Genomic DNA, 13,324 nt, shown 5'->3' with positions numbered 1-13,324 from the left:
CGCGGCGGATACTGCCTGGGGGCAGCCATGAATCCATCTCATCTTGTCCTGCTGCCCATCGTGATCCCCTTGACCGGCGGGATCATCGCGCTGCTTCTGAGCAGCCGTCCCCGTCTCCAGCGGTTTTGGAGCCTGGGGTCCATGACGGCGGCCCTGGCCGCAAGCCTGGCCCTGGCCGCCGAGGTATGGGACAGAGGGGCGCCGGTGGTTTACCAATGCGGCGGATGGCGGGCGCCCTTCGGCATCACCCTGGTCGGCGACGGGCTCTCGGCCCTGTTTGTGGTGATGACCTTCATCGTCATGGCTGCCGGGGTGATTTACGCCCTGGGGAGCCGGGACGCCGTGGTCCGGTATCCCGCGTTTCACCCGCTTTTTCTCTCCCTCGCGGCGGGCCTGGCCGGGGCGATGCTGACCGGAGATCTCTTCACCATGTACGTGTTCGCAGAGCTTCTGGTGATCTCGGGGACGATGCTCACCGCGGCGTCCGACGATCCGTTCGGGGCCGAGGCCGCCTACAAATATTACTACATGAGCCTGATGGCGTCGTTTTTCATGCTCCTTGCGGTGGGGTGCCTCTACGCTTCTTACGGCACCCTGAACATGGCGGACCTGGCCCTGAGGATCGCTGCCGAGCCCGCCAAGCCGCTGCTGTTGCCCGCCGTCGGGTTCCTCACGGCCGTCTTCATGATCAAGAGCGCCGTGTTTCCCTTTCACTTCTGGCAGCCGGATTTTCACACGGCGGCCCCCACCGCGGTGAGCGCCATGCTCTCTTCGGTGGTCGTGAAATTCGGCGTCTACGGCTTTTTCCGGATGACCACGCTCCTGTTCGCCGCCCAGGCGCCGGTGATCCGGAGCATCCTGCTGGCCGTAGGTGTGGCGGGCATCCTGTTCGGCGGTCTGTCGGCCGCCGGCACCCATAACATGAAGCGGATGCTCGCCTATTCGACCCTAGCCCAGGTGGGATTCATCCTGGTGGGGATCGGCTGGGGGACACCTCCGGCCCTCGCCGCCGCCGTTGTTTTTGCCTTCAATCACAGCATGGTCAAGGCGGCCATGCTGATGATCGCAGGCTTTGTTGCCAGCCGCGCACCGGTGAAATCCACCGCCTTCAGCATGGTCGCCGGCGTGGGCCGATCGCTTCCCGGGGCCGGGGTGCTCTTTTTCCTGGGCAGCCTGGGGCTGGCCGGCATTCCCCCCACCAGCGGCTTTATCAGCAAGATGCTCCTTTTCCGGAGCGGGGCCGGGGCCGCGCAGTTCTGGGTGCTGGTGATCATCGGGGCCGGGGGGGCACTCACATTGATCTATACCATGCGGGCGTTTCAACAGGTTTTCTGGGAGCCTGCGGCCGAAGGGGCCGTCGTCAAACCGTTCGGGGACAGCCTCCTGGCCCCGGCCATGCTCATCGGGCTGGTCCTTCTGCTGGGTCTGTGGGCAGACCCATTGGTACACCCGGCCCATGACGCCGCCCGGTGGATGACAACCCCCCTGGCCTACGTCCAGGCGGTCCTGGGAGGATCATGATGACTTGTCACATGCGAAACCTGATTCCCCTGGTGGTCACGTATCTGGTGTTGTCCGCGAACCTGGAATGGAACAACATCATCCTGGGGACGGCCATTGCCCTGGGGGTTTTGGCACTCCTTCCCGGGGCGTCGGGAGAGCGCCAATGCCGGGGGTTCCTGAGGGCGCTGCCGGCCATTTTTCAATATGTCGTCATCCTGGGTTTCGACCTGATAAAGAGCGGCATCCAGGTGGCGCGGATCGTCCTCTCACCCGATATGCCCATCCGGCCGGGAATCGTCGCGGTGCCAACGGATTGCCGGTCCGACCTGGGCCGGGCCCTCAGCGCCCATGCCGTCACCCTCACCCCCGGGCAATTGGTGGTGGGGATCGATGCCCGCGGCGTCATGTACACCCACTGCCTGGATGTGACCGGCGCCCTCGAGACCGTCTCCAGGGCTCAGAAAGTCCGGGAGCGGCTGCTGCATCGAATCTTCCTGTCCCCGCCATGATCGGCGGGTGGAAGGATAAAACGGGCAATTCCGACGGGGCCGGAATCCACGGAAACGGCGCCCGCATGAAAAGGAAGCGGTATGGCATCTGTTTTTGACATCCTGTTGTACATCTCCCTGTCGGTTCATGTGATGCTGATGGGCGTCGCCCTCCGGCACCTGTGGGGCGGGGAGAACGTCGTCGACCGGCTGATCGGTTTCGATCTGCTGACCACGCTTACCCTCGCGGTGCTGGTCCTTGTTTCCCTCATCTACCGGCAGAGCGTCTATATCGACGTGGCACTGGCGGTTGCGGTGCTGAGTTTCGTGGGCAGCGTCGCCCTGGCCAAGTATCTGGCCGATGACAAGATGTTTTAAAGGAGCACGGAATGATGAAAGGCGACCTGTTTCAATATCTCGCTGCCGCCGCGGTCGTCGTCGGGACGTTATTCTCCATGGTCGGGGTGCTGGGGTTCATCCGCATGCCGGATGTCTATACCCGGCTCCACGCGACCGGAAAGGTCGGGGTGTTCGGGGTAGTGTTCCTGCTGATCGCGGCGGTGATCCACACCCCCCTGGGATGGGGAAAGGGGCTTTTCCTGATTTTTTTTCTCCTGGTCACCGGCACGGTGACCGCCCATGCCATCGCCTCGGCCGCCTGCCATATCCATCTTCCCATGAAAGGGGCCGTGGGAAGGGACCGCGACGCTGCCGGCCGGGATCCGTCACAGACGGAAGACGGCGCGTCCGATCCACGCCGCTAGCGGTATGGCTTTTATGAATGGCCACCCCACGCAAACTGGAACCGGAAATGATCATCAGAAAAGCCGTTATCAACGATGTCCCGCACATTCACCGGCTGCTTCAGGAATACGGCCGGAAGGGAGAACTTTTGTCCCGTCCCCTGAGCCAGCTTTACGATCATCTCCGGGATTTCTGGGTGTGTCAGGCGGATGCCGGCGACGCCGGCATCGTCGGGTGCTGCGCCCTGCAGTTCTGCTGGGAGGATCTGGCGGAAATCCGCTCCCTGGCCGTCCGGCCGGATGTTACGGGGCGGAACATCGGGACGCGCCTGGCCGAGACGGCCCTTGCCGAAGCCAGGGAGTACCGCATCCAAAAGGTCTTCACCCTGACCTACCGACCGGGGTTTTTCAAGCGGCTCGGGTTTGTTTCCATCGACCGCTCCGAACTTCCCCTCAAGATCTGGAGCGACTGCATTACTTGCGTTCAATTTCCCAACTGCAACGAAAACGCCATGATCCTGGATCTCGCCGCTGAATGACGGCCGCCCCGGGTGGAGGGAGGCGTTTCCGGCCGGCGTTAGGAGTAGATGATGTAGAGCGGAAGCGGCGGGGCGTTCCGGATGCCCGGCCGGGGAAGGATCTGCTGGGTGTCGACGCTGAGCCAGTTGAGATCGGGCTTGATCTCGCGCAGCCTGCCGTCCTCCGGCGGCCGGGCGGGATGGTTAAAAGCGTAGGATGCCTGGAAGATGCAGATGCTGGCCGCGCCTTCCCTTGCGATCACGTAGTCCTTCTTCAAGGAACGGAGGGGGATGCTGCGGTTTTCGGCCGCCTGGCGGAGTTCATCCTCCGAAATCTTCATCAGCACCGTTTTGGATACTCCCCGCTCCGAAAACCGCATCAGCGCGCGGGATTCGCTGCTGCCTGTATAGATGGTGCTGATGCAGGGGATCTGCCGGAGATACTGGGCGGCCACGCACGCGGCGGTCCGCCTGCCGCCCACCATCACCGGCAGGCCGTAGTATTCGAAAAATTTCTTCTGGATGTCCTCGGCGTATTTGTCCCCTTTCTCGTAGAGATCCTTGGAGATGTAACGGAGATGCTGCGCGAGGTTTTCCGCCGCATCGGCGATGGGCCAGTCGATGCGGACGTGGAAATGGGAGAGGTGATACCGGTTTTTTGCGCGGCTGGCGGGGTCCCGCTGGATCAGGAGGGCGTAGTCGACCGGCAGGAGGATCTTTAAGAAATCACTGAAGCGGGCCGACTCCAGGTATTTGTGGTAACGGTCGAATTCACCGCTCAGGGGGAGGGTTTTCGACCGGAGGAGATTCCCCTTCACGGTTTTGTTGTCATCGTAAAAGCGGATGTATTTCTTGAAAACGTCGGGGACGGCGTCCTCCACGAAAATGACGAGAAAGGCGTTCTGGCACTTGTATTCCACGTCGGGAAGGATGGCGCGGGGCTTGAGTTCCCGCTTTTCCACGAAGGGGTAGGGTTCGTCGTGGTCGCGAAAATTCCCATAGGAGTCGATCAGCCCGTAGTCGATCATGTACTGATCCATCCCGTCCCGCAGGAGTTCATAATAGGATCGGCGCAGCCGGTTTTCCTGGCTCAGCTCCTCCCTGACCCTCCAGAATGCCACAACCCGCTCCTCCTAAATCGCCGCGCCGCCGTCCGCAGCCTCCAGGGCCTGGACCGCCGGCAGGGATTTTCCCTCCAGCAGGGCAAGAAACGCTCCGCCGCCGGTGGAGATGTAGCCGATCCGGTCGGTGACCCCCGCCTGGTGGACGGCCGCATCCGTATCGCCGCCGCCCACGATGGTCAGGGCGTCCAGGCCGGCCACGCATTCGGCGAGGGCCGTGGTGCCCCGCCCGAAGCGCGTCATCTCGAAGGCGCCCATAGGCCCGTTCCAGACCACGGTGCCGGCGTCCGCCAGGGCTTCGGCATATCGGCGGGAGGTCTCCGGCCCGATGTCCAGGGCCATCCAGCCGGGGGGGATCTCCGTGACGGGCACGATGCGCATCTCGGCCTCGGGATCGAAGCGGTCGCCCGCCGCCACGTCCACCGGGAGGTGGAGCCCGATTCCCTTTCGGGCGCAGGCTTCCATCACGGCGCCCGCCTCGTCTATCATCTCGTCTTCCACCAGGGATTTCCCCACGTCGATCCCCGTCTGTTTCAGAAATGTGTTGGCCATGGCACCGCCGATGATGATCCGGTCCACCTTTTCCAGCATCCGCTTCAGGGCGGCCAGCTTGCTCGACACCTTCGCTCCGCCGACAATGGCCACCAGCGGGCGTCTCGGATCGTTCATGGCCTTCTTGAAATAGTCGAGCTCCTTCTGGAGGAGGAGCCCGGCGGCGGAGACCGGCGCGAAGCGGGTAATGGCCGCCACCGAGGCATGGGCGCGATGGCAGACGGCGAATGCGTCGTTGACATAGACATCGCAGAGTTCGGCGAGGGCGCGGGCGAAGGCGGGCTCGTTCTTTTCCTCCCCGGCGTGATAGCGGAGGTTTTCCAGAAGGACCACGTCGCCGTCGGCCATGCCGTCGACGAGGGAGGCCGCCCGGGGGCCGATGCAATCCCCGGCCATGAGCACCTTGCGGTTGAGACAGGATTCCAGCCGCTGGGCCGCGGGGGAGAGGCTGAATTCAGGCGCCGGCCGTCCCTTGGGCCGACCCAGATGGGAGGCGACGATGAGCTTGGCGCCCTGGTCGAGGGCGTACTGCAGGGTCGGCAGGGCACCCCGGATCCTGGCGTCGTCGGTAATGTTGCGCGCCTTGTCCAGGGGGACATTGAAATCCACCCTGACCCATACCCGCTTGCCTTTAAGTGCGATCGTCTGAATGGTTTTCACGATCCTCTCCTTTCTTTGGGGGGCTATGTTGGATCCGGCGATGAATCGCCTTTTTTCTGGACCAGCGCTCGAAGAAGCCCATGGTGCCCGAAGCGTAGGCCCGGTCCACCTTTTCCTCGCGGATCGTCATTCCCTCGTTCCCCTGCAGGGCCCGGCGGAGGCAGTCGGTCTTATGGGAACATGCCAGACACGTCTCCGGCGACTCCCGCAGCCCCTCCGTCCCCATGGGGAATACGGTGTTCAGGTCGCCGTAGCACGGGGGGCGCGGCACCTTGTCTTCAAGCGGTTTCGTCATGATCGTCGGCCCTCGGGGGGTGGGGGGTCAGGTGCCATATCGTTCGAATTCCCGGTTCATGTCCGCAATGTAGCCCTGGTCGGCGAAGCTGAAGTAGCGGTTGTCGCCGATGACGAGGTGCTCGTGGACCGCTATGCCCACGACCTTGCAGGCGAACAGGAGCTGCCGGGTGATGGCCACGTCCTCGGGGGACGGGCTCGGGTCGCCGGAGGGGTGGTTGTGGGCGAAGATCAGCGCCGCAGCCCGGTGCTCCAAGGCCTGCCGGACCACCTCCCGGGGATAGACGGCCCCCGCGGTGAGGGTGCCCTCGAAGAGGGTCTCCGTGGCCAGGATCTTGTTTCGGGCGTCGAGGAAAATCACCTTGAACCGCTCGCGGTCCTTGTCTTTCATGTTGTAGTAAAGGTAATCGAACACCTCCCGGGCGCTGTGGACCGGGTCTTTCCGGAGCACCTTCTCCTGGAGGAACCGGTCGGCCACCGCCCGGATCAAATGGAGCCCCAGGATGTTTGCGGGACCGATGCCTTCAACCGTTCGAAGCTCGGCGGGCGACGCCTCCAGGACCCCCTGGAGGGTCTTGAACCGCTTGAGTGCGGCCTTGGCGGCATCCTTGCAGTCTCTCCGGGGGGTGGCCAGGGTCAGGAGGAGTTCGATGACCTCGTAGTCCTGGAACCCCGACAGCCCCGAAGCGAGAAAGCGCTCCCGAAGGCGCTTTCTGTGGCCTTCGCCCTTATGGGCCCCGGGGGTGGCCGCATTCCCGCCTGCGTCGGCTTTCGCGGGGATGGGTCGGTCAGGATTCATCCAGTTCTTCCCTGAGGTCCCGGGTCATCAGGCGATGGAGGGCCTCCTTGGGCGGGACGTCCTCGTAGAGAATATGATAGATCTCCTGGCAGATGGGCATCTCCACCCCCAGCTTCCGCGACAGGTTGTAGACGGACTTGGCGGTCTTGACGCCCTCGGCCACCATGCGCATCTCGGCCAGGATCTGCGTCAGGGTCATGCCCTGTCCGATTTTCTTGCCGACGGTGTGGTTCCGGCTCAGGTCTCCGGTGCAGGTCAGCACCAGGTCGCCGATGCCCGCCGTGCCGGTGAAGGTTCTGGGATTGGCCCCCATTTTAACGCCCAGCCGGCGCATCTCCGTGAGCCCCCGGGTGATGAGGGCCGCGCGGGTGTTGAGGCCCAGGCCCAGCCCGTCGATGATCCCCGCCGCGATGGCGATCACGTTCTTGACGGACCCGCCCAGCTCGACGCCGATGAGGTCTTTATTGGTATAGACCCGGAAGCCCGGGGTCGCGAACACCTGCTGGACAAACCTGGCGACGGTCCTGTCCTTCGCAGCCACCGTCACGACCGTGGGGACGCCCAGGGCCACCTCCCGGGCGAAGCTGGGCCCGGACAGAGCGGCGAGCTGTGCCTCCGGGACATGGGGGAGCGTCTCCTTCAGGATGCCCGACATGGTCAGGTGGGTCTGATTTTCAATCCCCTTGGACGCCGACACCACGACGCATTCGCTGGAGATGACCCCGGCGATCCTCAGGGAAATTTCCCGCATGACATGGGAGGGGACCACGATCAAAACCAGGTCCTTGCCGGATACGACGGCCCCGAGGTCGTTGGAGGGGAGCAGGTTTTCCGAAAGGGGGATGCCGGGCAGGAAGACCTTGTTTTCATGCTGGACGGCAATGGACTCCCTGACCTCCGGCTCGAAGACCCAGAAATCGACGGCATAGCCTTTGTTTCCCAGAAGATTGGCCAGGGCCGTTCCCCAGGAGCCCCCGCCGACGACGCCGATCTTGGCATTTTGAACGTCTTTAATCATCATCTCCGTCCGTATCCCCCGCGTCTTCCAGATCATCGGATGGGGTCTCTTCGATCTCCTCGGTATCTTCCTTTTCAGCGAGCCGAGCGGCACCGATGACCCGCTCGTCGATCTCCAGGTCCATCAGTTTCACCCCCTGGGTGTTCCGGCTGATGACGGAGATGCCGGCGACGGGCATGCGAATCAGCTTGCCGGTGTCGGTCATGAGCATGAGTTCGTCATCGTCTCCCACAAGGAGGATCGCGACCACCTGGCCGTTCCGTTTGTTGGTCTTGATAGTGATGACCCCTTTTCCGCCGCGCCGCTGAACGGGATACTCGTCGATCAGGGTCCGTTTTCCGTACCCGTTTTCCGTGGCGGTGAACAGGGTCTGGCCGTGGCTCAGGACCTCCATGCCGACGAGGGGGTCGCTGGGCGCCAGGGTCATGCCCCGGACGCCCCGGGCCGTCCGCCCCGTGGGCCGGATGTCCGATTCATGGAAACGGATGGACTTTCCGGACGCGGACCCCAGAAAGACGTTGTTGGTACCGTCGGTGATCCGGGTGCTGATCAGCTCATCTCCCGGGTTCAGGTCGAGGGCGATGATGCCGCCCGCCCGGGGCCGGCTGAAGGCCATGATGTCGGTCTTCTTGATGACCCCTTCGCGGGTGGCCATCATGATATAGGAGCCCGGGGCGAATTCGGGAACGGCGAGGACGGTGGTCAGTTTTTCGCCTTCGACGAAGTTGAGAAGGTTGACGATGGCCCGGCCTTTGCTGGCCCTCCCGGCCTGGGGGATCTCGTAGACCTTGCACCAGTAGACCTTTCCCTGGTTGGTGAAGAAGAGAAAGCTGTGGTGGGTGGAGGCCACGAAGAGGTGCTCGACGAAGTCCTCCTCCCGCGTTCCCATGGCGGTCTTGCCCTTGCCGCCCCGCCGCTGGCTCTGGTAGAGGGTGATGGGGTTCCGCTTGATGTAGCCCGCCTTGGAGATGGTCACCACCATGTCTTCTTCGGCGATCATGTCTTCCATGGTCAGTTCGCGGACGGCCTCGATGATCTCCGTCCGGCGAGTGTCCCCGAAAGCCTGCTGCATTTCGTCGAGTTCCGTCTTGATGATGCCCAGCACGATGCGTTCGCTGCCCAGGATCTCTTTGAACCAGGCGATGTCCTTGAGGATGTTGGCGTACTCCTCGAGGATCTTCTCCTGTTCGAGGCCGGTGAGCCGCTGGAGGCGCATGTCGAGGATGGCCTGGGCCTGAAGGGCGCTGAGATCCAGGGCGCTCATGAGGCGCTCCTTGGCCTCCTTTGCGGTGGCCGATGCGCGGATCATGGCCACCACGTCGTCCAGGTTCTCGAGGGCGATCTTGAGGCCTTCCAGGATATGGGCACGCTCCTCCGCTTTCCTGAGGTCGTATCGGGTCCGACGGACGATGACCTCCTTGCGATGGAGGATGAACTGTTCGAGAAGCTCCTTGAGGGTGAAGAGGTGGGGCCGGTTGCCCGCGACCGCGAGGAAGATGATGCCGAAGCTCGACTCCATCTGGGTGTGTTTGTAGAGCTGGTTGATGATGACTTCCGGGACCTGGTCCCGCTTGAGGCCCATGGCGATGCGCATGCCCTCGCGGTCCGACTCGTCGCGGACGTACCGGATCCCCTCGATCTGCTTGACCTTCATGAGCTCGGCGATCTTTTCGATGAGCCGGGCCTTGTTGACCTGATAAGGGATCTCGGTGACCACGATGGTCTGCTGGGCGTTCTGCCGGTCCTCCTCGACCATGACCCGGGCACGCATACGGATGATGCCCCTGCCGGTGCGGTAGGCTTCCCGGATGCCCTGGGTCCCGTAAATGAAGCCGGCCGTGGGGAAATCCGGCCCGGGGACATGCTGCATCAGCTCGTCGCAGGTGATGTCGGGATCGTCGATCAGGGCCTTCAGAGCGCTCGTGATCTCGGAGAAATTGTGGGGCGGGATGTTGGTGGCCATGCCCACGGCGATCCCCGAAGACCCGTTGATGAGCAGGCAGGGCAGGCGGCTCGGCAGCACGGACGGCTCGGTGAGGGATTCGTCGTAGTTGGGCGTGAAGTCGACCGTCTCCTTTTCCAGGTCCGTCAGCATCTCATGGGCGATCCTGGCCATGCGGATTTCCGTATACCGCATGGCGGCGGCGCTGTCGCCGTCGATGGAGCCGAAGTTGCCCTGTCCGTCCACCAGGGGATACCGGAGGGAGAAGGACTGGGTCATGCGCACGATGGTGTCGTACACCGCCGTATCGCCGTGGGGATGGTACTTGCCGATGACGTCGCCGACGATGCGGGCGGATTTTTTGTAGGGCTTGTTCCAATCGTTGTTGAGGTCGTTCATGGCGAACAGGATTCGCCGATGAACCGGTTTGAGGCCATCACGTACATCCGGCAGCGCCCGACCGATAATCACGCTCATGGCGTAGTCCAGATAGGACTGCTTCATCTCGGATTCGATGCTGATTTCGGGCATAATTCCAGTGGGTTCCATATAGGTCCTGTGTCGTTTGAAACGGAGCGGCCGCCGGTTTTGCGGACGGGTCGTCCCGCCGGCGCCGCGCCGCCATGATTCGGTTGTTTCGGATCAATCCTGGATCGAGGCCCAAATTGATATCCGGGCCGGTGCCATCCGGCCTCTTTCCGGATGCATATCCCCATCAAAACAATCGATAATATGCTTAATCGTACATGGGTTCAAGCATTATTTAATCCGGAAAGCAGGGCGGATCAGGGGCGGACATGGGGGCCGCCCCCGGAAGAAAAGGGCGAAGGGGCGTTCGCCCCCGCGCCGATATGTCGATGGGCGGATGATTTGATGGGCTGCCTGGGCTGCGGTGGCGCACTCCCCTGCCGGAGGCATCCGTGGAAGTGAAGTTCGGACCGTTGAAGCCGGCGACCACCGTCCGAATGACGAAGACCGGAGATCCGGCGCCATGCGCGGGCCGGCATCCTGAAGCCGATCAGTTTTTGCTGAGAAAAGCCCCGGCCGTCAGCATGAGAAGGGCCTCATAGATGATCACCGGCACGAAACTGTGGCCGAAAAGGGCATAAAGAATCCCTCCGCCGATGACGGCCGGGACGCCGCAAAACACCAAAATCCCCATCTTTCTGCTGATGCTCATGTCATTCTCCTCGTATCGTTTTCGCCGCCTTGGGGCCTCTTGTGGATATGAATCCAGATTGTTCCCGTGGGTTTTAGCAACAACAGGTGATGAAGTAAAGAGAAAAAGGTTATCCTCTTTTCCGACATCACCTGTTCAGAACCGTGGTTGGCTATACGCGTTCAACGATCATGGCCATGCCCATGCCGCCGCCAATGCACATGGAAATCATGCCGGTCTCCAGGTTTTCTCGCCGCATGTGATGGATGCAGGTGACCATCTGCCGGGCCCCGGTGCAGCCGATGGGGTGGCCGATGGAGATGCCGCTGCCCAACTGGTTGGGCCTGTCGACGGGGATGTCCAGCTCCCGCATGCACCCGATGGCCTGGGCCGCGAAGGCCTCGTTCAGCTCGATCATCTGAATGTCGCCCATGGTCATTCCGGTGGATTTCAGCACCTTCCGGATCGCCGGCACGGGCCCCAGGCCCATGTACGCCGGATCCAGGCCGCCCGAGGCGAAACCCTTGATCTTGACGATGGGGGTGAGCCCCAAGGCCTTGGCCCGCTCCGGGGTCATCATGAGCACCGCGGCGGCGGCGTCGTTGATGCCGGATGCGTTGCCCGCGGTGACGGAGCCGTCCTTCTTGAAAGCGGGTTTCAGCTTGGCCATTTTTTCGAGGGAGGTGTCCATGGGCCGCTCGTCCGTATCGAAAATGATGTCGCCCTTGCGGTCTTTCATGACCACGGGGACGATCTCCTCCTTGAAGAGGCCCTGGGTGATCGCCCTGCGCGCCCGGGTGTGGCTCAGCACGCCCAGTTCGTCCTGTTCCTGGCGGCTGATGCCGTACATCCGGACGATGTTTTCGGCGGTCATGCCCATATGGTATCCGTAGAAGATTTCATAGAGGCCGTCAAACACCACCAGGTCGGTGACCTCGCCCGCGCCGGTCAGCTCCATGCGATACCCCCATCGGGCCTTGGGCAGGGACATGGGCACCATGCTCATGTTTTCCTGTCCGCCGGCCAGCACCACCTCCGCCTGGCCGGACATGATGGCCGATGCGCCCACGGCGATGGCCTTGAGCCCCGAACCGCAGACCTTGTTCAGGGTCATGGCGGGGGTCTCCTTGGCGAGTCCTGCGCGGATCATGGCCTGGCGGGCCGGATTCTGGCCCTGGCCGGTCTGGAGAACGTTGCCCATGATCACCTCGTCGACAGCCACCGGCGCGGCGCCGTCATCCCAGTCCGCCGCCTGCTTTTCGAGGTCGATGCGCCCCTGGTCCTTCAATGTCCCCGGGATGCCTGCTTTCATATCATCGCTCAGTGCCGGCTTGAGATTGACCTTTTTCAGGGCGTCTTTCATCACCAGCGCTCCCAGGTCCACAACAGGTACGCTTTTAAGGGATCCTCCAAAACTGCCGACCGCGGTTCGCGAACCGCTTACGATAACGACTTCGTTCATGTCTGCTGCCCTCCGCATGCTTATGGATTTGAAAAATAGACTTAGCAGTAAAAAAACGCTACACTACCATAGGCGAAAACGGAAGGTCAATGGAGATGCCATGTGTCTGATTCTTTTTTTGTACGAGGCCCATCCGGAGTATCGATTGATCCTGGGCGCCAATCGGGATGAATTCTATGAACGTCCCACCGCACCCCTGTCGTACTGGCATGAGCGTTCCGCTGTTCGGGGGGCGGCCATGGCGACGATACTCGCCGGGCGGGACCTGCGGGGGGGAGGGACGTGGATGGGGGTGACCTGCACCGGCCGGTTCGCCGCCCTGACCAATTTCAGGGATCCTTCGGCCAACCGAAGCGGCGCGCCTTCCCGGGGTGCACTGGTGAGGGATTTTCTGGGGGTCCGCGAACTCCCGCTGGCATATGCCGAAAGAATCGCCCGGGCGGGGACGGCGTATAATGGCTTCAATCTCCTGGTCGGCGACCGGAGGGGTGCGCTGTGCTATTATTCGAACCGGAAGCCTGAAATTCACCCGCTGAAACCGGGAATCCACGGCCTGAGCAACCGGTTTCTGGATTCCCCCTGGCCCAAGGTGGCGCGCGGTAAAAAGGCCTTGGAACGGGTGGGGTCGAACCGGCGGATCGACCCTGAAGCGGTCCTTGAGATCCTGGCAGACCGCGTCCGCCCGCCCGAAGACCTTCTGCCGGACACTGGCGTGGGTCTGGAATGGGAGCGGATTCTGTCGCCGGTTTTTATCACCAGCCCGACCTACGGCACCCGCTCATCGTCGGTGCTGCTCGTGGGGCGGGACGGGAAGGTCCATTTCGTCGAGCGGACCTTCATTTCCGAGGGCGATGCGGTCCGGGTCGAGGGGACGCGCCGGTTCCAGTTTGCGATCCGGTGAGAGGCTTCACCCCCAGCCGCGCCGCCTCTTTCATAACGGCGTCCACGCCCAGCCCCGCCATGCAGAGATGGTCCCCCCGGGGGCAGGTGCGCTTGAAGCACGGGCTGCACGGCGGACCCAGGCGCACCACCGCATGCCCCGGTCCGAAGGGGCCGGTCCGCCAG

14 protein-coding genes are annotated in these 13,324 nt (G+C 62.8%); 6 read left to right on the top strand and 8 right to left on the bottom strand.

Going from position 1 to position 13,324, the window contains the following annotated elements; genetic code table 11:
- The first annotated feature begins 27 nt into the window (after nt 1-27).
- The 5 genes from ACEW8N_RS16915 (at nt 28) to ACEW8N_RS16895 (ending at nt 3,273) form a co-directional block, all read left to right on the top strand.
- The gene (locus ACEW8N_RS16915; RefSeq protein ID WP_373501027.1) at nt 28-1,521 is read left to right on the top strand and encodes a complex I subunit 5 family protein; all 1,494 of its coding nucleotides are present in this window, start codon (nt 28-30) and stop codon (nt 1,519-1,521) included.
- Nucleotides 1,518-2,012, top strand: a complete 495-nt coding sequence (locus ACEW8N_RS16910; RefSeq protein ID WP_373501026.1) for a Na+/H+ antiporter subunit E — start codon at nt 1,518-1,520, stop codon at nt 2,010-2,012. The genes ACEW8N_RS16915 and ACEW8N_RS16910 overlap by 4 nt, the downstream gene beginning before the upstream one ends.
- 81 nt (nt 2,013-2,093) lie before the next feature.
- On the top strand, nt 2,094-2,369 hold the full coding sequence (locus ACEW8N_RS16905) for a monovalent cation/H+ antiporter complex subunit F (protein ID WP_373501025.1): 276 nt from the start codon (nt 2,094-2,096) through the stop codon (nt 2,367-2,369).
- Between the two features lie 11 nt (nt 2,370-2,380).
- A complete protein-coding gene (mnhG, locus tag ACEW8N_RS16900; RefSeq protein WP_373501024.1) occupies nt 2,381-2,755 on the top strand; it encodes a monovalent cation/H(+) antiporter subunit G in 375 nt (124 codons plus the stop codon).
- Between the two features lie 47 nt (nt 2,756-2,802).
- Nucleotides 2,803-3,273, top strand: coding sequence for an N-acetyltransferase (locus ACEW8N_RS16895; protein ID WP_373501023.1), 471 nt, complete (start codon nt 2,803-2,805; stop codon nt 3,271-3,273).
- Between the two features lie 38 nt (nt 3,274-3,311).
- Here ACEW8N_RS16895 and ACEW8N_RS16890 read toward each other — a convergent pair whose 3' ends face one another.
- The 8 genes from ACEW8N_RS16890 to ACEW8N_RS16855 form a co-directional block, all read right to left on the bottom strand.
- Nucleotides 3,312-4,373: a hypothetical protein gene (locus tag ACEW8N_RS16890; RefSeq protein ID WP_373501022.1), complete on the bottom strand. Its 1,062-nt coding sequence runs from the start codon at nt 4,371-4,373 to the stop codon at nt 3,312-3,314.
- Between the two features lie 12 nt (nt 4,374-4,385).
- On the bottom strand, nt 4,386-5,585 hold the full coding sequence (pgk, locus tag ACEW8N_RS16885) for a phosphoglycerate kinase (protein ID WP_373501021.1): 1,200 nt from the start codon (nt 5,583-5,585) through the stop codon (nt 4,386-4,388).
- Nucleotides 5,557-5,880 (bottom strand): hypothetical protein, encoded by a 324-nt coding sequence (locus ACEW8N_RS16880; RefSeq protein ID WP_373501020.1) that lies wholly within the window; start codon nt 5,878-5,880, stop codon nt 5,557-5,559. The genes pgk and ACEW8N_RS16880 overlap by 29 nt, the downstream gene beginning before the upstream one ends.
- A 27-nt stretch (nt 5,881-5,907) precedes the next feature.
- The gene (gene radC / locus ACEW8N_RS16875) at nt 5,908-6,678 is read right to left on the bottom strand and encodes a DNA repair protein RadC (RefSeq protein ID WP_373501019.1); all 771 of its coding nucleotides are present in this window, start codon (nt 6,676-6,678) and stop codon (nt 5,908-5,910) included.
- A complete protein-coding gene (locus ACEW8N_RS16870; RefSeq protein WP_373501018.1) occupies nt 6,668-7,699 on the bottom strand; it encodes an NAD(P)H-dependent glycerol-3-phosphate dehydrogenase in 1,032 nt (343 codons plus the stop codon). The genes radC and ACEW8N_RS16870 overlap by 11 nt, the downstream gene beginning before the upstream one ends.
- Entirely contained in the window at nt 7,689-10,169 is a 2,481-nt protein-coding gene (gene gyrA, locus ACEW8N_RS16865) for a DNA gyrase subunit A (protein WP_373501017.1), read from the bottom strand. The genes ACEW8N_RS16870 and gyrA overlap by 11 nt, the downstream gene beginning before the upstream one ends.
- A 487-nt stretch (nt 10,170-10,656) precedes the next feature.
- Entirely contained in the window at nt 10,657-10,818 is a 162-nt protein-coding gene (locus ACEW8N_RS16860) for a hypothetical protein (RefSeq protein ID WP_373501016.1), read from the bottom strand.
- Nucleotides 10,819-10,969: 151 nt separating this feature from the next.
- Nucleotides 10,970-12,259, bottom strand: a complete 1,290-nt coding sequence (locus tag ACEW8N_RS16855; protein ID WP_373501015.1) for an acetyl-CoA C-acyltransferase — start codon at nt 12,257-12,259, stop codon at nt 10,970-10,972.
- 100 nt (nt 12,260-12,359) lie between these two features.
- Here ACEW8N_RS16855 and ACEW8N_RS16850 point away from each other — a divergent pair, with 100 nt between their 5' ends.
- The gene (locus tag ACEW8N_RS16850) at nt 12,360-13,160 is read left to right on the top strand and encodes an NRDE family protein (protein ID WP_373501014.1); all 801 of its coding nucleotides are present in this window, start codon (nt 12,360-12,362) and stop codon (nt 13,158-13,160) included.
- Nucleotides 13,161-13,324: the final 164 nt, after the last annotated feature.

The organism is Desulfococcus sp. (assembly GCF_041737845.1).
GTDB lineage: Bacteria > Desulfobacterota > Desulfobacteria > Desulfobacterales > Desulfococcaceae > Desulfococcus.
This window is presented reverse-complemented; position numbering and strand designations above follow the sequence as displayed.

What these genes read in the sequence shown, in the direction of transcription:
- ACEW8N_RS16915 (WP_373501027.1), top strand. Translation starts at nt 28, where the DNA reads ATGAATCCATCTCATCTTGTCCTGCTGCCCATCGTGATCCCCTTGACC.
- ACEW8N_RS16910 (WP_373501026.1), top strand. Translation starts at nt 1,518, where the DNA reads ATGATGACTTGTCACATGCGAAACCTGATTCCCCTGGTGGTCACGTAT.
- ACEW8N_RS16905 (WP_373501025.1), top strand. Translation starts at nt 2,094, where the DNA reads ATGGCATCTGTTTTTGACATCCTGTTGTACATCTCCCTGTCGGTTCAT.
- mnhG (WP_373501024.1), top strand. Translation starts at nt 2,381, where the DNA reads ATGATGAAAGGCGACCTGTTTCAATATCTCGCTGCCGCCGCGGTCGTC.
- ACEW8N_RS16895 (WP_373501023.1), top strand. Translation starts at nt 2,803, where the DNA reads ATGATCATCAGAAAAGCCGTTATCAACGATGTCCCGCACATTCACCGG.
- ACEW8N_RS16880 (WP_373501020.1), bottom strand. Translation starts at nt 5,880, where the DNA reads ATGACGAAACCGCTTGAAGACAAGGTGCCGCGCCCCCCGTGCTACGGC.
- radC (WP_373501019.1), bottom strand. Translation starts at nt 6,678, where the DNA reads ATGAATCCTGACCGACCCATCCCCGCGAAAGCCGACGCAGGCGGGAAT.
- ACEW8N_RS16870 (WP_373501018.1), bottom strand. Translation starts at nt 7,699, where the DNA reads ATGATGATTAAAGACGTTCAAAATGCCAAGATCGGCGTCGTCGGCGGG.
- gyrA (WP_373501017.1), bottom strand. Translation starts at nt 10,169, where the DNA reads ATGCCCGAAATCAGCATCGAATCCGAGATGAAGCAGTCCTATCTGGAC.
- ACEW8N_RS16860 (WP_373501016.1), bottom strand. Translation starts at nt 10,818, where the DNA reads ATGAGCATCAGCAGAAAGATGGGGATTTTGGTGTTTTGCGGCGTCCCG.
- ACEW8N_RS16855 (WP_373501015.1), bottom strand. Translation starts at nt 12,259, where the DNA reads ATGAACGAAGTCGTTATCGTAAGCGGTTCGCGAACCGCGGTCGGCAGT.
- ACEW8N_RS16850 (WP_373501014.1), top strand. Translation starts at nt 12,360, where the DNA reads ATGTGTCTGATTCTTTTTTTGTACGAGGCCCATCCGGAGTATCGATTG.